Raw genomic sequence first — 17,932 nt, 5'->3', positions numbered from 1 at the left:
AGCTGCCGCGAAGGCAGCAGCGGAAGCTGCCGCGAAGGCCGCTGCCGAGGCGGCGAAGGCGGCGTCTGATGCGGCTGCAAAGGCCGCTACCGCAGCCGCTACCACTAAGGTTCCCCCGCCCGTTGCGCCTCCCGTCCCCGTAGCGCCGGCGCCGGTGGCGCCGCCGCCAAAGCCTGTGGTAGCGCCCGCCGCCGCGACGCCGAAGGCCGGCTCACCGCCCGCCGGAGCGGCTCCGACCGCTCCAGCGCCAGCGCCTATGGCGACTTCGGTCGCACCTGGACCTGGATCTGCGCCTGCCCAAGCCGCCACGCCGGCGCCTACCGCGGGCCCCGCGTCGGGCGGCGGCGAAGGGACGGGGGCCGGCGTGGAATCTGCTGCGCCGACCAGTCCGGCGCCGGCCGCCAGTCCCGCGACGCCAGCCGCCGCGCCGGCTCCTGGCCCGGCTGCAGCGGCGCCCGCTCCGGAAGCCGCGGCGGCGGCAGGCGGCTCCTCCCCAACCGCACCCAGCGGCGAACCGCCTGCGGCGGCGGCCCCACAGCCCACCGTCGCTGTCTCAGCACCGCCGCCCAGTCCGGTGCCTGACCAGAAGCCACCGACCCCGGTGGATACGGCCGACAACAGCGATCCAGGCCTGACCGCCGCCGCTCCTGCTCCGGAACCGGGGCCTGCCCAGCAGGTCACGCGAAGCGTCGTCCGCGTCACCGAGGTCGCTCAGGGCATCGCGATGACCCAGGCGAGGCCTGCCGTTCCGACGGGTGCGCCGGGCGTCGAGAGCCGCTTCACGCTCGGCGGCAATCCCGCCCTCTGGCGATGACGACCAGGGTTGGCCTGATCACAGGCCTATTTTTGGCCGTCCTGGCGGTCGGGCTTTGCCCTGCAAAGGCCGACGCCGCCATCGCGCCACCGGACCTCGGCCAGAACCTCGTCGGAGAGTCATGTACGGCTTCGCCACGTGAAGATCTCGCGCCGGAATCCGGCCTACCGCCGGACGCCGCGATCCGTTGTGGGGGAAGCGCCGGGGGAACCGTCGCCCATCTCAGACGGCTCCGCGCCAGTCAGGAAGAACCGGATGACTCCGCCCGGATCCTGTCACAATACGTCGGGAGCCGCGCGTCGCAACTTCATGCGGCCCGCATGTCCTGCCGGGATGGGACGTGGGTCGGGGAGGGTTCACGCCTCTACCTGATCCCCTGCCGCCTGAAGGATGGAGGATGGCCGAACCTCATCGTGGTCGTTGCGGCCGGCGATCGCCTGAGTTTCGCCGAAGGTCCTCCGTCGAACATCGACGTCCTGGAGAGGGCGGGAGCCGGCGCGCCTTCTGGTCGTTCCCGGACCCAGAGCCTGGACCTGCTGGCCACTGTCTGGGGGCGGCCGGTCGCGCTTGCCGCGGCGGCGGACCTTTCCCGATTCAAAGATCTGTTGCGCGAAGGACGGACTGCCAGCGCCCTCGGCCATTTCAGCGACGCCGAGGAGCGGTTCCGGTTGGCGCTCGATATGCAGACCCGGCTGTTGGGCGAAGAAAATGTCGCGGTGGCCGACACGCTGCTCGAACTAGCGCTCAGCACGAGCAACGCGGGCCGCGCCGACGAGGCCGCAGCGTTGCTTCGGCGTGCCGAACCCATCATCCAGCAGTCGCCAAACGACGCGGACCGCGCCCGATATGCCAGCTACCTGGCGCTAGAGGCCGCCAACCGCGGTGCCTTCGACGGCGGACTCAAGAGCGCGCGAAGCGCATCCGCAGCTTGGCGGGCGCTCGCCGAAGCCGAGACCTCGACGGCCGCGTTTTCGACCGGCGCCGACAGCGATGACCGGACGATGGAACGCGGCGAGCTTGCGATGGCCCTCAACCTTGAGGCGCGGATGGCCCTTCGAACAGGAGATGCGACCAGCGCGAGCGTCGCGGCCACCGAAGCGCTGCTGATCTTGAACAAGACCAAAGGTCTGCCCCAGTGGTGGCGCTCCGACGTGCTCATGACGTTGGGGGAGGTCAGTTCCTCGCAGGGACGTATACCCGCCGCCTGACCGTCACGCGCCCCGTGCAGCTCTCGGCGATCGAGCGCAGCCTCCTGTCGGTGAACGATCTGCCGGGGGTTGCGGCCGTAAGCCTCCTGCGCCAGGGGGCCGAACGCGGCGCGGCGGAGATCGTCGTCTCGGTCCGCTCGCTGCCGGGGTCGAAGAGCCTCAGCTTCAACAATTCCGGGTCTCTGCCCGTGGGACCGAACACCCTTTCGCTGAACGCCAGCTACAACAGCCCCCTCGGACGGGTCGGCACGCTTGCTTTGGGCGCCTCTGTCGGGGGCGACCCAGGCAACGTCAACGAGCTGAAGGGAGTCACGCTGCGCTATGCGTTCCCCGTCGGGCCGACCGGCGCCGTCGCAAGCGTTGGTGCGTTGGTGTTCTATGCCCAGCCGGGCGCGTCGCTCGAATCGCTCGACATCGGCTCGCTCTCGGCGTCGGCCTCGCTGCGGCTGCGCCAGCCCATCTCGCGCTCGAGAGCGTCTTCGGTGTACGTTGAACTTGCCCTCAGCTTTAACCGCTCCCGCACTACGCTGGCCGGCGAACCGATCGCTCTGGACAAGTCCACGGTCGGCGAAGCCACCCTTTCATGGCAGTATGACGAGCCAGCGGGCGCCAGCGCCGGCGTCAGCCTCTCAGCGTTCAGGGGGCTGCCGGTGCTGGATTCGTCGCGAGGAAGCGACCCGATTGTCTCGACGCCCGGCTTCAACCCCGACTTCTTGAAGGTGGTCGCGACGGCGCAACGCATGCAGCCTTTGCCGATAGAGGGCCTCAGCGTTCTGGCTTTGGCGCAAGGCCAATGGTCGAACGATGTGCTGCCCGCGGCGGAGCAGGTCTCGTTCGGGGGGGCGGGGATCGGGCGGGGCTACGACCCCGGCGCCGAAAGCGGCGGCCGCGGCCTTGGAGGGAGCCTCGAACTGCGGTGCGAATGCCTCGCCGGACTTGGCCCGGCGCTCGGGTCCGCACAGTTCTATGGCTTTGTGGACGGCGGCCTCGTCTGGAGCCGCAGCGGACCTGGCCAGGGCTACGAACGCGGCTCGCTGGCGTCCTTCGGCGGCGGCGTGCGTGTCCCGCTGCTGGATTTCAGTTCGCTGGACCTTCAGTTCGCAAAGGCCATCAAGCGATCGAAAGACGACAATCGGCGCAGCGATCCTCGGACCCTGGTGAGCCTGGCCGTCAATTTTCCCCTGTAGTCCACCGCAGCTCTTGGTTGAGACCCGGCTCCCAGCCAACGGGCTCCCATCGAGCGCCCACCGCCGCGCGGCGTCCTCGCTCAAGGACCGGTAGACGCGATACCCGACGCGGCTTGTCGCCACTTGGGAGAAGCCGACCGCGGCCCGGCGCGGCTGCCTGACCACAGGGGGAACTGTACTGAATTGTGCGGAGGCGCAGGCCGACCCAGGGATCACATCTCCAAGTCCGTCAGGCGCCGTTCGGCGCCGATCGCCCCGACCAATTGCCGAAGACCGGCGAGGTAGCGGTCGGCGCGCGCCCTGGCGGACAGCAGTTCGCGCTCCCAGAGTTCCGCACGCAACCGCCAACGGGCGTCCGCCGCCTCGCGCGTCCGCCGCTCGCGCTGGAGGCGGGTGTAGAGGTCGTCCAGCTCGGCTTCGAGTTCGCGCACACGGCGAAGACTGGCCTGAGCGCGGGATGTGGCGGCGCGACGCGCATCGTCCAGCGCCTGCACTTCGGCGGCGGTCGCCACAGGCGAGCCCGGCTTGTGCTCGATCCGGCGCAAGAGCTCCAGCGATCCGGCGAACGGGCGGCGCATACCGGCCGACACGGTGGGCCCCGGCCTAGAAGAAGCGCCGAACGACGGCGACGACGGAGGCGATGATAGCCGCCCACATGACCATCGAAACGACCAGGGCCAGCAGCAGCCCTTGCCCGCGGGTCAGGACACGTTCCCGATGCATCTCGGGCGCCGCCTGCATTCCGATGTCTGAACTCAACACGCCCTCCCGAGCCGCAGTATCCGGCGTTCCAGTCGCCGAAACTTAGGGGCGTTGCTCGGAGCGTGGTAGCGCGCGAACGCGTGTGGGGTGGCGCAAATGCGCTCGCGCGTCGCGGGGGGGGGGTGCGATACACTCGTCAGTGCAAAGCGTAGTGTTTTCGCGATATCGCCCGTCTGTACGATGGTGTCGCACTTGGTCAGCCGCGTTTACTCAACTCGTCGAGCAATAAATTAATTATCTCGGTAAAGTCTGCGGTTCGAAACCCAAATTTGTTCGCCCAGGCGTCAATTGGTCAAATGGAAGGGCAGCAGCGTGAACATTCTGATTGCCGACGATCATCAGCTGGTCAGGGATGCGATCCGGGAGCTCATCCTGAAGTTGGAGCCCGAAAGCCGCGTCGAAACGACCGCGTCGCTGGGAGAGGCGGTCAAAGTCTTGGACGCGGAGCCGGATCTCGATGTGGCGCTGCTGGATCTATACATGCCTGGGATGGGCGGCGCAGCGGGCGCTATCGGGCTTCTCGACCGGTATCCGGGCAAGCGTATCATCCTGATGTCGGGCGCGGCCAGCGGATCTGAGGTCCTCAAGGCGGTTGAGGCGGGGCTGCACGGCTTCATTCCGAAGACGCTCTCCGGGATCGGGCTGGTGGCGGCGATCCGGCTGGTCGCCTGCGGCGAACGCTATCTACCTCCCGACCTTCTTTTTGCGGCCAGCAGGGCGACCGGCCAACTCTCCGAGCGCGACCTGCAACTCGTGACCCATCTCGCCCGAGGCGCGACCAACAAGGCGATCGCCCAGGCCATGGGCTACGACGAAGTGTCGATAAAGGGGATGGTCCGTTCGCTCGGCAACCGCCTTGGAGCCCGGACGAGGACGGAAATCGCGATCAAGGCCCTTTCGTTCCTCGATCAGGCCGCATAGTGGCCGACCAGATCCGGACGGTCCTGCTGCGACATGCCGCGGGAACTTCCTACTGGAGGGTGGCGGCGCGGGCCGTGATCTGCGTCGGGGCCGGCCTGACCCTGGTCAGCTTCCGCATCGTGCCGACGCCCGGTATCGAGTTCTACCTCGCTCCGGTGATCTACCTCGCAGTCGCGCAGGTCTGGGGGCTGCGCGCCGGCGTTCTCGCGGCCGCCATCACCATGCTTCCGACGGTGTTCTGGTGGGGCCACGGCTACTCGATCGCGCTCGCCGTCGCCCACGTCGCCTTCGTGAGCTGGCGTCGCAGCCCCCGGCTCGCTGCGGAAGCCACCGCCCTGTTTGCGCTGACGATCGGGGTCGTCGCTGGGTTCGCGATCCTGCGAACGCACTACGACGCGCCGTGGACGGTCGCGGCCATCGTCGTCGGGCGGAAGGCCCTGAACGATATCCTATGCGCCGCGATTGTCGACTTGGCATCCGCCCACGTCCGGGTCGACCGTAAGACGCTGCGGGTCGATCGCCGCCCGAGCGTATCGATCGGCACGTCTGTCCGCGCCATGATGCACCTGACTTTCGTCGTGATGAGCCTGGCCAGTGCGGTGGCCGCAGGCCGGGTCTACAGCACCGTGTTCACCGAGGAGATGCGGAGGCGAGAGGAGGCATTCCGGCAGCTCGCACCGGAACTCGGGGCCAGGCTGGGTCCGGATGGCGCCGCGAGCCCTGTGCTTCTGCCCGTCGGAGCGCTGCAGGTTCCCGCGAGGGTAGCCGCGAACGTGCGGGCGTTGACCGAGAGTCCGCCGGCAGGCGCCCGCTGCTCGCGCATCGACGCCTCGATCGCGAGGGTGCTGGCGCGGCCGACCTTCGACCAGCAGATCGGCGGATGCACGATCCTGGGCTCGGGGCGGAAACCGGAGATATACGCCCTGGTCAGCAACGAGGCCGCTGCGGTCCGAGGCTACCGCGAAGCCGCGCTCCTCATGGCTCCGACGCTGATCTGCGCGCTTCTGGCGGTCGGGCCATTGGCCTACCTGGCGCAGAGGCTGAGGCGCGCCAGCAGTCGATGGCATGACCTGATGAGCGGCTTCGGAGATCGGATGGCGAGGCCAGCCACTTCGGGATTCTACGAGTTCGATGCGGCTGCGGCCACCTTCGTGGAGTCGAACAACGCGTACATCGAATCGAGGGACCGGGCCGAGCGGTTCCGGCAAAGGCTCGAGCAACTTCGAGCTTCGATAGACCTCCGGCTCGTCCAAGACGTGGTGCTCGACGCGAAGACGTCCGAAGTCACCTTCGCTGACCTCCAGGACGAACGCGCGGCTGATCGCCAGACGGCCCGCTTTCTGCAGCCGAGCGGCGAACTCCCGCAGAGCTCCGAGCAGAGGTACGAGGCGGGGCCCCTGCTCGAACTCCCGCCCGCAGCCATCGGCAGGCCTTGGCGGATGCTCCTTGCTGAAGGGCGACGACCGGATGGGAGCTTCGCCTCCGGCCTCGTGTTCGAACTACACGAGCCGCGGTTCGCCCGCGAAGCGATGCTGCACCGCTTCCGGCTCGCGCAGGTGGGCACACTCGCCGCGACCACCATCCACGAAATCCGTCAGCCGCTCTTCTTCGTCGGCGTCCAGGCAGAGGTCGCTGCCGACTCGGCGCGCAAGAGGGGCGAGGCGGACCTCGCCGAGGTCTTCGACCTGATCGGCAAACAGGTCGAGCGCGCCCAGGCCATCATGCAACGGATGTCGAGATTTGTGGCGCGCGAGGCCCAGAGTTCGGACCGCTGCTCCGTCGTCGACTGCGTCGAAGGCGCTGTGGCGCTGATGTCGGCTCAGGCGAGCGCCAAGGATGTGCGGCTCCTGATCGACCGGCCCTCGGACCTCCGGCCCGAGGCGCCCGCAAGCTCTCTCTCTCTCGAGCAGGTGCTGGTCAATGCGATCGGCAACGCGATCGATGCGATCGCAGCAAACAACGACCGCCCACCGGGCAGCGGCGTGGTCACGGTGCGGCTCGCCCTGCAGAGCCCGGAAAGGTTGACGCTCGAGGTCTGCGATGACGGCGAGGGTCTGCCGCCCGGCGATCCCGAGACGCTGTTCGATCCCTTCGCGTCCACCAAGCCGGTCGGCGCTGGAACCGGCCTCGGGCTCTATATCTGCCGCGAGCTCGCCGCCGGATGGGGCGGTCTCGTGTCGCTGACGCCGGGCAGTCCACGTGGCGCGGTCCTTCGTATCGAGCTGCCGGTCCACCCTGTGATCGTGGTCGCTAAGCGCGCGCCGCTGCGGAGGTCACCGCGACCCCGACGCGCCGCCGCCCCTTAGACCGCCGCCGACCGCCCTCGATCGTTCATGCCGGCGTTGGGACTTCAGCCCAGCGCCGCAACGAGCAGATCGCCGCGCCAGACCTCAGCCGGATGCCCCTCGAGAGCCCCCGCCACCCGACCGACGGCGACCGCGTCGCTCGGCGCGCGGAAATACTCGACGGCCTCGCCCTGCGGGCGCCTCTCGACGAGCATGTATCGATGGGGGCCGTCGGCCGAGAGCTGGGTGTTGTTGTCGTCCGACATGGGTCTCTGTACCTGATTGGCATGCAAGAGGGAGGGCCCGCTCCGGATCGGGGCGACCCGAAGCCCTAGGATCACTTGGGGGCCTCGTGGCCGGCGCTCGCGGGCTTTGGCGGCCGATGGTTTGGCCGTGTTCACCGTTGCGATAGACGCTGCACGCAGTACATCGCGCATACGCGCAGCGTGGCGCGCAATGGCGGGGGCTCGCGAAGGCCGTGATCCAAAAGGCTGCAGCCGGGGCGTCTCGAGCCCGTGGACGATTTGGTCCAGCTGTCCACTTGACCTGGTGGCTGAACGGCCAATTCGACCGGTTCAGGCCGCGCCGAGCGCCGGTCCTTGGGCTCCGCGTCGCCGCGGGTGGGCCGGAGATCCAGTTCGGGCGAAGGATCTTCAGTTCGTCAATCGGCGCTGAGCTTAGCCCCTGGCCAGCTTCAGCAAGCTTGCAAGGGCCTCTGTCAACGCTGCCCGCGTAAAGGGCTTCAGCAGGACGGCGACAGCCCCCAATTGCCGGATCCGGTCGAGGTCTCCGCAGTGGCGTCCGGCCGTAATCGCAAGGACGGGCAACGCCGCCAGCCGACTGGGCCCCAGGGTCTCGAGGACGTCGGCGCCGGCGATGTCCGGGAGCCAAAGGTCCAGGATCACGACATCGGGGCGCAGGCGGTTGATCGCCGCAAGCGCGGCGTTGCCGGTTCTAACCCAAGTGGTGCGATAGCCGATCGCGGCAACACAAAGCTCGAGCACCTCACCGACCACGAGCTCATCTTCCACGATCAGGACATGCGGGGCGTCGTGACTCTCCTGCTCCTCCATGATGGGATCCCAGTCAAGGCAGGGCTGGCGCTGGAAGATCCAATCGAACCATTCCCGTCCCTTCGGGGTCCAGCCCGATCTCGCCGCCGAGCAGTTCCACGAGCCGCTGAGCATAGGCCAAGTCCAGGCTGACTCCCTTGGCTTCGTAGGCAAACTCACCCTGGTCTTGCGGCGCCGAGCGGTCCAGCAAGTGTCGGTCGGGCTCGCGGAGAGCGACAGCGGCGGAGGTGGAGAGCTCGATGTGGAGACGCCCCGGCGGCCGACTCGGCGCAAAGTGACACCTGACGCTCCCCTTGCGAGTTTGCCGGGCAAGCACGCTCGTCACGGTCGCGATGAGTCGAGAAACACTTCTCCTGTCGGCCAGCATCTGGAAGTCGGCCGGCAGGTCATTGTCGATGCGGATCTGAGGGCCGTTTCTCTGCACGTCCGGCTCTACCTGTCTCGCAGCGGCCACGAGATCCGAGGCCGTCAACCTTGTCGGCTCGACGTTAACAGCGCCGGCCTCGAGCTCGGCGTAGTCGAGCAGGGCGTCGGTGCGGCGATTGAGTTCGCGGGTGGCTGACACGAGCCGCATCAGATGCACTCTCGCGCTCGATGGCAATTCTGGCACAAGCTCCAGAGCCTCGGCGTATCCTAGGATTCCTGTGATCGGTGTGCGCAACTCGTGACTGAGGTTTGCCAGCAGCGCAAGTTGCCGATCGACTTGAGCTTGCGCGGTGTCACGAGCTGCGGCCAGGGCCCCCACCGCGTCCTTTGTCTCTCGAAGCAACTGGCCTTGCATCATGGCCTGCACCAGTGCGGCGGCAATCATGTCGCCCGGCGCGAAATCTTCGAATGTCAGCCGCCTGTTCGCCGCCGCGGCAAGGTTGGCGGGCGCGTGGGCTATGCACAGAAGCACCCCGTCTTCATGCCTGACGGCGCAGCCAGTGAAAGCAAGACGTGACCGCCGACAGACCAAGCGGAGAGGTTGCTGGGAGGTCGCCAGGAATTCCAGGTCCTGCGCGCTGGGCGGCGCGGCGAGTTCGAACAGGGTCGTCCACGAGCAGCCTGTAACCAAGTGCGGAAGATGGCGCCCGAGCGACGGCCCCCAGCGCTGAACCAGCCCCGCGCCATCGACGAGAAGATAGGCCGGGTAGAGCACCCTAACGATGGCCTCGTCGAGGACGACCCGCATCAGCAAGACTCGTCCAAGACGATCCTGAACTTCGTCCCTGCGTTCGCGTCACGGGCCAGCTGCTCGACGGTCCCTGTGTGGCCGAAGTGCGTCAGCAGCCCTCGCAGCAGCCCGCTCACGAACGGCTCAAGCCCACTCCGCCCGGATGTGTAGCCGACGATCAGCTCTCGACCCGAGACGCTCAACAGCCTGAAGCTGGGCATGGACGCTTCAGGGATGGCCTCGCTCACCCCTACGTGCATCTTGTCGAGTCCGGCGATGAACTCCGGCAGGGTCGCGCCGGCTAGGGACATGATCAGTCCAAAGGGACCGCGCTGGGAGTACTTGATCCAGAACTCCCCGAACTCCCCGAACAGCCGATCCGCGTCGAGACCCAGGTCAGCGCAGGCTGCTTCCACCACTTCCTGAGTGACTTCGTCCCCAAAACTTGCCCCGCTCACGAACAGTTCAGGCCTGCGGCGCTCAAGAAGGGCCACGCGTCCGGGCGGTCGGGCGCCGCCCCGTTCGCCGACCATCGCGGCCAGCGCGCTGTGGATCATTCCATACATTCGGCTGCTCCCTCGCCACGTTTCTCGCCCGCGATCTCGTCCGCCAGCAGATGCAGTCCGGCCACAGCCTCGCGAAGACGCCGGATGACACCGGGGGTCGCCTCCAGCAAGTCTAAGGAGAGTTCGACGGCCAGCGTCAAGTTTCTCAGCTTGTGCGCGTGACGGCCAGCCCTCCCGGCTGGCTCAGGGTTCTCTTCGTCATTCTGGTCGCGACGCCGCATGGTTCGAACTCCCTAACCCGCCACCGATTGCCCGGGACTTAACGAAGCCCCCCAGAACACGTCCTGCAGTCGAGGATGGGGCCGGCCAGGTCGGGCCGCGTCCCACCATCGGGAGATCCCGCGACCCGGCGCTGCGCTGGACGCGGCTGGGTTGACTTTGCTGGCGGCTCGCGCATGCGGGCCACTTTGCGCGGCCGCGCGCGCGCTCGCGCGAAAGGCTGCGCGACCAGGTCGGCGAGACGGGAGCAAATGCAGCCTGGAATCCATAGTCCCCGCGAGCGGTCCGGTTGCACTACATACCCAAGGCGGCGGCCAGATGGGCCCTGAGTTGGAGCCTGGCTGCGATATTCGCAGGGGAGCCGGTGATCGCGGCCGTGCCGCCTGCAGACCTGTTCTTCGAGCGCATGGTGGCGAGCGCCGTGGGCGAGCGCTGCAACCTGTTCGCCCCGGGCGTGTCGGCTGCCCTGGCCGCCGGCGCCGAACAGGCGCGGGCGGCGGCGATCCGCGCCGGCTCGAACGCCCAAGCGCTGAAAGCGATCGAACTCGATGCGCGGGCCCGCGGGGCGTCGGCCGACTGCCGCGGCGGTTCCATGGCCGACACGGCGGCGCGCCTAAAGAGCGTCTTCGCCAGCTACGAGCACATCCAGCGCGTCACGTTCCGCGGGGACCTGGTCGCCGCCGCGGTCTCGGATGTAGCCATCCTTCATCCTCTTGGAGACGCCTATGCGTGCGCCGATGACTGAAGCCATCAAGCCGCCGCCCCAGATGACAGGTTGCGTCTGCGAGCAGGGCAGTGCCCGCTTCACTGAGTTTGAGACCAAGGACGTCGGCTGCGATGAGACCGAAGGCCGGTTCGCCGATGTCACCCTCAATCGGTGCCGGACCTGCGGCCGAACCTGGTTGCGCTATCTGGTCGAGTACGAGGCCTTCAGCCGATCAGGCCGCTGGGCGCGCGGGTTGATCTCTGAAGCTGAGGCCGAAGCGATGAAGCCGGAAAACGCGGTTGATCACCTCAATGGCCTGGAGTGGTATCTCTACGGCGGGTCCTATTTCGACGGCATTGTCGGCCGGCGCAGCGGCCCCATGCGCTGGGGCCCGTAGTGTGATCATCCGTCCAGACGATTGGTGGACCGGCGATCGGCTTAAGGCGCGAGTCTTCCTCGAGGTCCGGCAGCTGATCTTCGATCTCAAGAACCAGGCATACGTGGCAGCGCCCAGGCGGAAAACCGACATCACCTATGAGGTAGCTGGGGCCGTCATCGGCGCGGCAGCCGTTGCGATCGGCTGGCGAGAAGAACCGGGCGAATGGAAGTTGGCGGCCGACGAGCTGCGGCGGCTGGCGGACGAAATGGAGGCCAGCGGCTTTCGCCAAACGTCTTGGGGACCTAATCCTACTTTCGACCCGACGCCCGTCTGTTATCGCGCAGACGTTCGCGAGGACGACGGTTACGTCTTACTGACGTTTCCTGACCTGCCGGAGCTGGATGTGGCGGCTGCGCCCGGTGAGGATCTGGACTCCATGGCGCGCGTCGCACTAGAAGAGGCTGTGCGGGTTCGTCTAGTCGATGGCGAAGACGTCCCGCATTCTGGCCCGGCCGGCGAGGGCCAAGTCGATGTTGCGATAGGGCCCGAACTTGGCGGAAAGGTCCTCCGCTATTGGTCCTATGGCCAGCGACCAAAGAAATAGCACCCGGACAACAGCCTCAGAATCTTAAGTTAAAACCGTAAGATAACTATGCGGATTTCCGATAAGATATATTGTGCGACGGGATGGTGTAGCCGCCAGTTAGTAATGTCGCACCTGTGCCATTTAGAAATGGCGCCCTTCCTGCCGAGCTTCATGGCGGACTACAACGCCCGCTTCGCCAAGCCGCCGTTCAACGACAAGGATCGCCGAGGACTCGGACGCTCGCGTGGACGACCTCTACGACTGCGCGGACCGGCTGGCCGGCGTGGCCGGGCCAAGCGGCCTTGTCGTCCTGTCCGAAGCCGCCCTCGGCCTGCGCGACATGCTGGACTGGATGTGACAGGAGACCGCCTGGGACCAACGGGCGGTTGCGGTGCATGTCAACGCGTTCCGCTTGCTCGCCGCCACTTCGGACGAACGGGCCTGTCGGGACATCAATGAAGGCCTCAAGGCGGTGCGGGGGCGATACCTCGCCAGTCAACGTGAGATCGCGAGTCGTTAGCCGCGGATTGCCATCGGCACCGGGTTTTGCTTGTCTGCGTCCGTCAACGCATGACGCGGAGCGGAGCATGCCCAGCGCGCAGAACGAGCAACTGGTTCGCGAGTTCGTGGCCGCCTGGTCGCGGCTCGACGTGGAAGAACTGCTGACGTACTTCGCCGAGGACGGCATCTACCACAACATGCCCATCGCGCCGGTCGCCGGACACGCCAACCTACGGCCGTTCATGGCGGCCTTCTTGGATGGATGGTCGAAGACCGATTGGGAAATCCGCAGCATCGCCAGCGCTGGCAGCGTCGTCTTCGCGGAGCGCATCGACCGGACCAAGATGGGCGAACGGGCCGTTGACCTTCCCTGCTGCGGCGTCTTCCAAATCGAGGAGGGTAAGATCAAGGTCTGGCGGGACTATTTCGATATGGCGACCTATACGAGGGCGGCCTCCGCCTGAACGTCTTCAACGCGCCGGACTGTGCAAGGCATGTCACTCATCGAGCGTGAGGTCCCAAGAGCGGGACCAGCGGACGTACTCGGCCAGCCCTCTTTCGTCGGTGAACTGGAGCGCCCAGGCGCCAGTGCACCCGATTTGGACCGGCGCCCCGGCCAGAGTGAAGCCGCCGCCCGCCCCGGCGCCGAGTGGGTCGTAGCGCACCCGGCGGCTGGCGCCCTGCACGGCCTCCCAGGCTCGGCTCAACGGGTGGTCGACGCCGACGGCCTCGATCAGCGAGCCGTCGGCGCGCCAAAGGGTCCTCGCGGCGTATCGGACCAGGTCGTCAGAAGACAGCGGGATCACGCCAGGACGTTCATCCGATCCAGCGCCTCATCATCCCCCTGGATGCGCCGATAGAGAGCGTGCGCATTGCGCCTAAAGGCGTCGCCGGCCCTCAGGCCGCGGAGTTCCGCATGGCCGAGCAACACGATGGTCTCGGCGAAGTCGACGTTGCATTTCGATGCAGGCCGCGGCCGACGCTGATCGGTCAGGAGAAGGTGCGAACTCATCGTGGTTGTTCCGCCGCGCATCCAGTGTGCGGCATGATCCCGGAGGTCATCGGCGTGCGCGATTGGCGACTATGAGCGGCGCCCTGCGCGATGGAGGGCCAATTTGCAATCGGGCCGCTTCATCGCTACGCATTCGGCGCATCGCCCGCGCGAACGCGCCAATTCGGGTCGAGACGCTCTCGGCAGCCGCCGGCTGCAAGGTTTGCGACGGCGCGCCGCACTGGCGGTCCTGCGGCGAAATCTCAGGCTCAACGTCAGTCATCGCGATCACGGCGCGGACCGCACAGTTGCGTCCCGCGCGCGCCGGGTCGCCCACCCATTGCGGGCCTGAGCGCTGTTGCAGCCACCCCCACGGAACAGCGGACCTCGAAATTTCACGCCACAGGTCCGGGCGCGGCTCAGGACCGCATTCTTCGTCAGCCCGAGGATCGTTGCGGCCTCGCGGGCCGAAAGGCCAGCGTCCGCCAGCGGGGCAAGACGCCGGCGTTCAGCCTCGGGGTCAATCGTCGGGTTCTTCACGCGAACGCACCCAGCTCCTGGGCCTGACTTTTCGCCGCGTGGTAAGGTTTGCGAACCCGCATCAGTCTCCTCTCTGGTCCACCGGGCGAGTCAGGCCGTCCCCTCCGAGGGAACGGCCCCATCCCTGGTGGGCGCTGAGCTCTCTATTTCCTGGGATGCTCGCCGTGGCCCGGCCGGGGGTGATCGGCCAGCAGCGGCGCCCTCGGTGGCTTCGGCGCTCGTGGGTGCATAAGAGACCCGCCGCCAACCTTGGACGATGGGATCTTGACTTCGGGCGGCAGGGCTCGATACCCGTTCGGATGCGCCCTGCTCAGCGCAATCGCGCATCCGCTCTCCCGGGCGCGCTCGTGGTGCTACATTCTCTCTGTTGCGCGCGCGGAGCGATCATCGCATCGCGTTAAGGTGCGGGCAGTCGATCATCCCAGTCTTCGAAGAACCTATGGCACTGCACAAGAATGCACGTACGACGCCTGCCAGCCGCGCCGAACTGGTGCGGCGGGTGCTGAGGGAAGGCCAGCCCGTCGTCGCGGTGGCGGCTGCGCTCGATCTGCACGCGGCGACTGTCCGCAAGTGGATCGAGCGATTCGAGGCTCAGGGCCCGGAGGGCCTTGAGGACCGGTCCTCAAGGCCTCTGCGGTTGCGTAGCCCCACTCCGAGCGAAACAGTGGGGCAGATCTTGGCCCTGCACAGGGCGGGGCGGACCGGCCAGCAGATCGCGCGGAAACTCGGGGTTTCCGGCATGACCGTGAGCCGCATCGTTCGCGCTGCCGGATCAACTGACGCAAGGAACGATAGTCAGCCGCCGACCGAGAGCTCAGTCCGACCCCGCTGACGGGCGCCCGTCAGGGAGCCGCTGGTCACTCGCGACCTGCAGGAACGCCCGGCCGGCGGCGAAATCGCCCACCTCCAGGTGGGCGGTGCGCACGCGCCCGTCGGGGAACAGGAACTCCACGGCTACAGCCTCGCGCGGGTCCAGGTCAGCCAGTGCGTTCGCCGCGCGCGAAGGAAAGCGGAACGCCCAGGCGCCCGCGTAACCCTTTGGCAAGAGCCCGTCCTCGGCCCCTCCCCGCGCCTCGGCCATGTAGGTGCGCGTTGCCCAGGCGGGCGGCACCCTGGACGCCAAGGCGCGCTGGCCCGCGATGAGATGCGGTCCCGTGATACGGGTGTCGCGCATGATCAGGCGCGACGAGTAGGGTTCGCGCTTGTCGGCGAAGGCGGCGACCGCCACCATCGCGCTCGCGCCGTCGCGACCCGCGAGCCCGAGGATCATCCGGTTCGAGCCAAAGTCTGCGCTCTGCGACAGCCGCCAGCGGACGCTCCGGCTCGGACTACGGTCGACACGCCACTCGGCCAGGCGCGCACGCGCGGCGTCGACAGCCGCACGCGGGAAAAGCTGCGGGTGTCGAAGGACGATGGCCTCGCCCGTCAGTTCGGGAAGGCCGCGTTCGAGCAACATGCGAAAGCCCTCGGTCTCCTGTTTGGCTGCCGCCCAGTCCTTCAGGGTTTCGATTACGCCGACCCGATTGATCTTTTGCCGGGTGCGAGCCAGCAAGGTTGTCTTCCCCCGTTCCTCCTTGAGGAGGTGCTCGAAGGCGAAGATCGTCTGCCACATATCGTGCTCGACGGTGCCTGGCGCTTCAGATGGGGAGACCAGAAGCAGCCGGCGGAAGGCGGCAAGCGCGACTTCGTCTTCGCCACGCGCCTTGGCGTTGGCGATCATGGTCCGCAGCTGCGCGGGATTCTCGCATTTGGCGATGAAGGCTGTGATCTTTTCGTGGGCGGGCATCGCTAGTTCCCCAATTGGTCGGGACGCCCCGAGGGTCGCCAGTTGGCTTTGACGTGAGCTCGCCAATCTGCCGGGCGCCTGCCGCCGCGCGAATAGATCCGTTCTTCGGCTTGCGCCCCGGCAACCTGCAGCGCGTCGCCGATCGCATCGACGACCCCGCAGAAGGCCTCGTAAGCATGATGATCGTTTCGCGGCAGTACGTAACCCGCGGCATCGAGCGCGACCACCTCACGTCGGCAGATCAGGTTGACCGACTTCGCCGTCCATTGATCCATGATGTAGCCGACAGGCCGCGCCTGCGGCCGGCTGGCAAAATGGATGAGCTTGGTGAAATAGGCCGCGCGCATTCCGGCAACGGGCGCGGCGGCGAAGCGCTCGAAGAGATCCGCGCGAGACTCGCCGCCGGCCAGGGCCACTTCGAGAGGACCTAGCCATTGGTCTTGCGCCCCCCAGGCGGAGATACCGTGGCCGACTTTCATGCCACCCCACGCCATAACCGACAGGAAGAACCTTTCCTGTTCGCCCTCTTCGGCCAGAGCAAACAGCCGGACGCGGTCGATGCGATGGTCATCGAGGTTGAAGCGATCGCCGAGGCCGGCCTCAATGTGGTTCGCCCACGCTCGCGGCGCACGCCCGATCGCGCCCTGGGCTCGATGGGACTATCCCTTAGGCGGGCCATGGCCTCGGGGCACAGCGCGTCGTTCCGAGACGCCGGCGTCAAGCCGTCATCCCCTCAGGCCAGATGACGCCCGCCACGAGCTGTCGGCGCACCGCTCGGCAAAGCTCATCGAGATGCGGCTGCGGCTCTGGGACATCCAGCATCACCGTGAATCGGTCAGCTCGGTGCTGGAAGAAAAGTGTGATCCACAGCTCGACGGCCGAGCCGGACCACACGCCGGTGTCACGGTAGATGGCCAGGGCCGCGTGCGCGACTTTCGAGGCATGTTCGAATCCCAGCCGCTCAGCCATTGTGTAGCCGTTGAGCAGATGGGCGAAGATGGCTGAGTCTTCGTAGGCGAGATCAGCGGGGATCGCCTCCCATCGCCCCTGCGCAACCTGGTGCAGCCAGCCCGGACTGTCCTCGGGTCCGTCGTGCGGTTGGAGGAACGCCGCCAGGCCGCGCCTTTCAGCGCTCTTTTGCAACAAGGCTCGCGCTGTCGCCTCGAGCCGATCTCTCCACGCCAGCTGTTCGAGCCACCGCCCGGGGATCGCATTCGCCCCCCAAAGGGCCCCAGCCAGCTGACCGGTCACCGCTCCGACGGTGTCTGCATCGTCGCCAAGATTGACCGCAAGGATGATCGCCTCTTCGAAGCTGGAGGCCTGGCTCACCGCCCCGAGAGCGGCTTCGAGCGTATGGGCGACATAACCACTTGATGAAATTCCGTCGCGCGGCTTGCCGCGCCACTGGCCCGCCATGATGTCGCCAACCCGGCCCGAGAAGCCCGTGATCTGGTCACCGAGCACTGCGCTTTTCTCGGCACCCTGGAAGGCATCGACGAGAAGGAATGCAAAGGCTTCGCAGGCGTCGAGACATTCCGGGGCGGCATGGGTCGTCTGCGACTGTAGCCGCGCGGCTCGTCCGGCTGCGGCCCGATCATCGCAATAGAAGAGCGCGACTGGGGCCAGGCGCATAAGCGAGCCGTTGCCGGCCGCCGCCGCCGCCGGGTCGCCGGCCAGCGGGTTATCGGTTCGCTCAAAGCGCTCAAGTGCGGCGCGGGTCGTATTGCCGATGTCGAAACAGGACCCCGTGACGCTGTTGTCGCCCCGGCGCCACCAGCCGATGAAGCGGCCCATCAGGTCGCGAGGTTCGACCTCCCCAGCTGCGAGAAGGGTCTCGGCGAGGCAGAGCGCCATGCTAGTGTCGTCGGTCCATACCCCCGGGTCCAGCCGAAACGGCCCGCCGCCAATCATTTCGGTGTGGCGAGGCGCGCTGTCGCGACGGGTGAATTCCAAGGTCGTGCCCAAGGCGTCGCCAACAGCGAGGCCAAGCAGAGCACCGCGCGCGCGGTCGGCGAAGGATTCAGAAGCGGACTGCAATTGGCTCATTCAGATCTCCGTGTTGTTTCAACCATCCGGAGACTAGCAAAGCTACCCGACAAAACCGGTCGTGCGCTGAAGCTTGGTTGAGCGGGCCTGTTTCGAATCAACAGCCCACAGAACTCGGGCATTCGCCCCAAAGTCGCCCCTTATCAGGAGGAAACAGACCAGCAACACGGGGGAAATGTGCGCGCTTGCCTGTTCGATTCAGGGCG

The 17,932-nt window shown here is 67.1% G+C and carries 22 protein-coding genes; 10 read left to right on the top strand and 12 right to left on the bottom strand.

The window, feature by feature from the left end:
• Positions 1-574 precede the first annotated feature (574 nt).
• From ACODSY_RS25765 to ACODSY_RS25755, 3 genes are read left to right on the top strand one after another with little or no spacing between them, the layout of a single operon-like run.
• Positions 575-814, top strand: coding sequence for a hypothetical protein (locus tag ACODSY_RS25765; protein ID WP_488954767.1), 240 nt, complete (start codon positions 575-577; stop codon positions 812-814).
• The gene (locus tag ACODSY_RS25760) at positions 811-2,022 is read left to right on the top strand and encodes a tetratricopeptide repeat protein (protein ID WP_488954766.1); all 1,212 of its coding nucleotides are present in this window, start codon (positions 811-813) and stop codon (positions 2,020-2,022) included. The genes ACODSY_RS25765 and ACODSY_RS25760 overlap by 4 nt, the downstream gene beginning before the upstream one ends.
• 14 nt (positions 2,023-2,036) lie before the next feature.
• A complete protein-coding gene (locus ACODSY_RS25755; RefSeq protein ID WP_488954765.1) occupies positions 2,037-3,209 on the top strand; it encodes a ShlB/FhaC/HecB family hemolysin secretion/activation protein in 1,173 nt (390 codons plus the stop codon).
• 212 nt (positions 3,210-3,421) lie between these two features.
• Here the strand turns inward: ACODSY_RS25755 and ACODSY_RS25750 are convergent, their stop codons facing one another.
• Both ACODSY_RS25750 and ACODSY_RS25745 read right to left on the bottom strand, forming a co-directional pair.
• Positions 3,422-3,799, bottom strand: coding sequence for a hypothetical protein (locus tag ACODSY_RS25750; RefSeq protein WP_488954764.1), 378 nt, complete (start codon positions 3,797-3,799; stop codon positions 3,422-3,424).
• 13 nt (positions 3,800-3,812) lie between these two features.
• Entirely contained in the window at positions 3,813-3,968 is a 156-nt protein-coding gene (locus tag ACODSY_RS25745; RefSeq protein ID WP_488954763.1) for a hypothetical protein, read from the bottom strand.
• 315 nt (positions 3,969-4,283) lie between these two features.
• Between ACODSY_RS25745 and ACODSY_RS25740 the strand changes: the two genes are divergently transcribed.
• Together ACODSY_RS25740 and ACODSY_RS25735 are read left to right on the top strand one after the other, a co-directional pair.
• The gene (locus ACODSY_RS25740) at positions 4,284-4,892 is read left to right on the top strand and encodes a response regulator (protein WP_488954762.1); all 609 of its coding nucleotides are present in this window, start codon (positions 4,284-4,286) and stop codon (positions 4,890-4,892) included.
• Entirely contained in the window at positions 4,892-7,198 is a 2,307-nt protein-coding gene (locus ACODSY_RS25735) for a sensor histidine kinase (RefSeq protein ID WP_488954761.1), read from the top strand. Before ACODSY_RS25740 ends, ACODSY_RS25735 begins: the two co-directional genes overlap by 1 nt.
• Before the next feature lie 44 nt (positions 7,199-7,242).
• On the opposite strand, the gene ACODSY_RS25730 is transcribed toward ACODSY_RS25735, so the two are convergent.
• From ACODSY_RS25730 to ACODSY_RS25710, 5 genes are all read right to left on the bottom strand, one after another.
• Positions 7,243-7,443: a hypothetical protein gene (locus ACODSY_RS25730; protein WP_488954760.1), complete on the bottom strand. Its 201-nt coding sequence runs from the start codon at positions 7,441-7,443 to the stop codon at positions 7,243-7,245.
• A gap of 411 nt (positions 7,444-7,854) precedes the next feature.
• On the bottom strand, positions 7,855-8,250 hold the full coding sequence (locus ACODSY_RS25725; RefSeq protein ID WP_488954759.1) for a response regulator transcription factor: 396 nt from the start codon (positions 8,248-8,250) through the stop codon (positions 7,855-7,857).
• Positions 8,251-8,263: 13 nt separating this feature from the next.
• Positions 8,264-9,424 carry a sensor histidine kinase gene (locus tag ACODSY_RS25720; RefSeq protein ID WP_488954758.1) on the bottom strand — a complete coding sequence of 387 codons (1,161 nt, stop codon included), beginning with the start codon at positions 9,422-9,424 and terminating at the stop codon, positions 8,264-8,266.
• Positions 9,424-9,963: a heme NO-binding domain-containing protein gene (locus ACODSY_RS25715; RefSeq protein WP_488954757.1), complete on the bottom strand. Its 540-nt coding sequence runs from the start codon at positions 9,961-9,963 to the stop codon at positions 9,424-9,426. The genes ACODSY_RS25720 and ACODSY_RS25715 overlap by 1 nt, the downstream gene beginning before the upstream one ends.
• Positions 9,960-10,193, bottom strand: coding sequence for a hypothetical protein (locus ACODSY_RS25710; RefSeq protein ID WP_488954756.1), 234 nt, complete (start codon positions 10,191-10,193; stop codon positions 9,960-9,962). The genes ACODSY_RS25715 and ACODSY_RS25710 overlap by 4 nt, the downstream gene beginning before the upstream one ends.
• Positions 10,194-10,555: 362 nt before the next feature.
• Between ACODSY_RS25710 and ACODSY_RS25705 the strand changes: the two genes are divergently transcribed.
• The 4 genes from ACODSY_RS25705 (at position 10,556) to ACODSY_RS25690 (ending at position 12,827) form a co-directional block, all read left to right on the top strand.
• A complete protein-coding gene (locus ACODSY_RS25705) occupies positions 10,556-10,936 on the top strand; it encodes a hypothetical protein (protein WP_488954755.1) in 381 nt (126 codons plus the stop codon).
• Positions 10,917-11,294 (top strand): hypothetical protein, encoded by a 378-nt coding sequence (locus ACODSY_RS25700; RefSeq protein WP_488954754.1) that lies wholly within the window; start codon positions 10,917-10,919, stop codon positions 11,292-11,294. Before ACODSY_RS25705 ends, ACODSY_RS25700 begins: the two co-directional genes overlap by 20 nt.
• Position 11,295: 1 nt before the next feature.
• Positions 11,296-11,880, top strand: coding sequence for a hypothetical protein (locus ACODSY_RS25695; RefSeq protein WP_488954753.1), 585 nt, complete (start codon positions 11,296-11,298; stop codon positions 11,878-11,880).
• A 569-nt stretch (positions 11,881-12,449) separates the two neighbouring features.
• A complete protein-coding gene (locus ACODSY_RS25690; RefSeq protein ID WP_488954752.1) occupies positions 12,450-12,827 on the top strand; it encodes a limonene-1,2-epoxide hydrolase family protein in 378 nt (125 codons plus the stop codon).
• Positions 12,828-12,860: 33 nt separating this feature from the next.
• Here ACODSY_RS25690 and ACODSY_RS25685 read toward each other — a convergent pair whose 3' ends face one another.
• Together ACODSY_RS25685 and ACODSY_RS25680 are read right to left on the bottom strand one after the other, a co-directional pair.
• On the bottom strand, positions 12,861-13,169 hold the full coding sequence (locus ACODSY_RS25685; protein WP_488954751.1) for a hypothetical protein: 309 nt from the start codon (positions 13,167-13,169) through the stop codon (positions 12,861-12,863).
• Positions 13,166-13,375, bottom strand: coding sequence for a hypothetical protein (locus ACODSY_RS25680; RefSeq protein WP_488954750.1), 210 nt, complete (start codon positions 13,373-13,375; stop codon positions 13,166-13,168). The genes ACODSY_RS25685 and ACODSY_RS25680 overlap by 4 nt, the downstream gene beginning before the upstream one ends.
• A 958-nt stretch (positions 13,376-14,333) precedes the next feature.
• Here ACODSY_RS25680 and ACODSY_RS25675 point away from each other — a divergent pair.
• Complete coding sequence (locus ACODSY_RS25675) at positions 14,334-14,726, top strand: helix-turn-helix domain-containing protein (protein ID WP_488954749.1); 393 nt, start codon at positions 14,334-14,336, stop codon at positions 14,724-14,726.
• Here ACODSY_RS25675 and ACODSY_RS25670 read toward each other — a convergent pair.
• The 3 genes from ACODSY_RS25670 to ACODSY_RS25660 all read right to left on the bottom strand — a co-directional run bounded on the left by ACODSY_RS25670 (position 14,709) and on the right by ACODSY_RS25660 (position 17,726).
• A complete protein-coding gene (locus tag ACODSY_RS25670) occupies positions 14,709-15,680 on the bottom strand; it encodes a hypothetical protein (RefSeq protein WP_488954748.1) in 972 nt (323 codons plus the stop codon). The genes ACODSY_RS25675 and ACODSY_RS25670 overlap by 18 nt on opposite strands.
• A gap of 2 nt (positions 15,681-15,682) precedes the next feature.
• Positions 15,683-16,285: an 8-oxoguanine DNA glycosylase OGG fold protein gene (locus tag ACODSY_RS25665; protein ID WP_488954768.1), complete on the bottom strand. Its 603-nt coding sequence runs from the start codon at positions 16,283-16,285 to the stop codon at positions 15,683-15,685.
• Between the two features lie 112 nt (positions 16,286-16,397).
• A complete protein-coding gene (locus ACODSY_RS25660) occupies positions 16,398-17,726 on the bottom strand; it encodes an ADP-ribosylglycohydrolase family protein (protein WP_488954747.1) in 1,329 nt (442 codons plus the stop codon).
• Positions 17,727-17,932: the final 206 nt, after the last annotated feature.

Source organism: Phenylobacterium sp. FG114, assembly GCF_057809855.1.
This window is presented reverse-complemented; position numbering and strand designations above follow the sequence as displayed.

Bases quoted from the DNA above. Each gene is read 5' to 3' on its own strand.
- ACODSY_RS25660 (WP_488954747.1), bottom strand. From the start codon at position 17,726: ATGAGCCAATTGCAGTCCGCTTCTGAATCCTTCGCCGACCGCGCGCGC.
- ACODSY_RS25675 (WP_488954749.1), top strand. From the start codon at position 14,334: ATGGCACTGCACAAGAATGCACGTACGACGCCTGCCAGCCGCGCCGAA.
- ACODSY_RS25730 (WP_488954760.1), bottom strand. From the start codon at position 7,443: ATGTCGGACGACAACAACACCCAGCTCTCGGCCGACGGCCCCCATCGA.
- ACODSY_RS25720 (WP_488954758.1), bottom strand. From the start codon at position 9,424: ATGCGGGTCGTCCTCGACGAGGCCATCGTTAGGGTGCTCTACCCGGCC.
- ACODSY_RS25690 (WP_488954752.1), top strand. From the start codon at position 12,450: ATGCCCAGCGCGCAGAACGAGCAACTGGTTCGCGAGTTCGTGGCCGCC.
- ACODSY_RS25715 (WP_488954757.1), bottom strand. From the start codon at position 9,963: ATGATCCACAGCGCGCTGGCCGCGATGGTCGGCGAACGGGGCGGCGCC.
- ACODSY_RS25725 (WP_488954759.1), bottom strand. From the start codon at position 8,250: ATGGAGGAGCAGGAGAGTCACGACGCCCCGCATGTCCTGATCGTGGAA.
- ACODSY_RS25760 (WP_488954766.1), top strand. From the start codon at position 811: ATGACGACCAGGGTTGGCCTGATCACAGGCCTATTTTTGGCCGTCCTG.
- ACODSY_RS25670 (WP_488954748.1), bottom strand. From the start codon at position 15,680: ATGCCCGCCCACGAAAAGATCACAGCCTTCATCGCCAAATGCGAGAAT.
- ACODSY_RS25680 (WP_488954750.1), bottom strand. From the start codon at position 13,375: ATGAGTTCGCACCTTCTCCTGACCGATCAGCGTCGGCCGCGGCCTGCA.
- ACODSY_RS25700 (WP_488954754.1), top strand. From the start codon at position 10,917: ATGCGTGCGCCGATGACTGAAGCCATCAAGCCGCCGCCCCAGATGACA.
- ACODSY_RS25710 (WP_488954756.1), bottom strand. From the start codon at position 10,193: ATGCGGCGTCGCGACCAGAATGACGAAGAGAACCCTGAGCCAGCCGGG.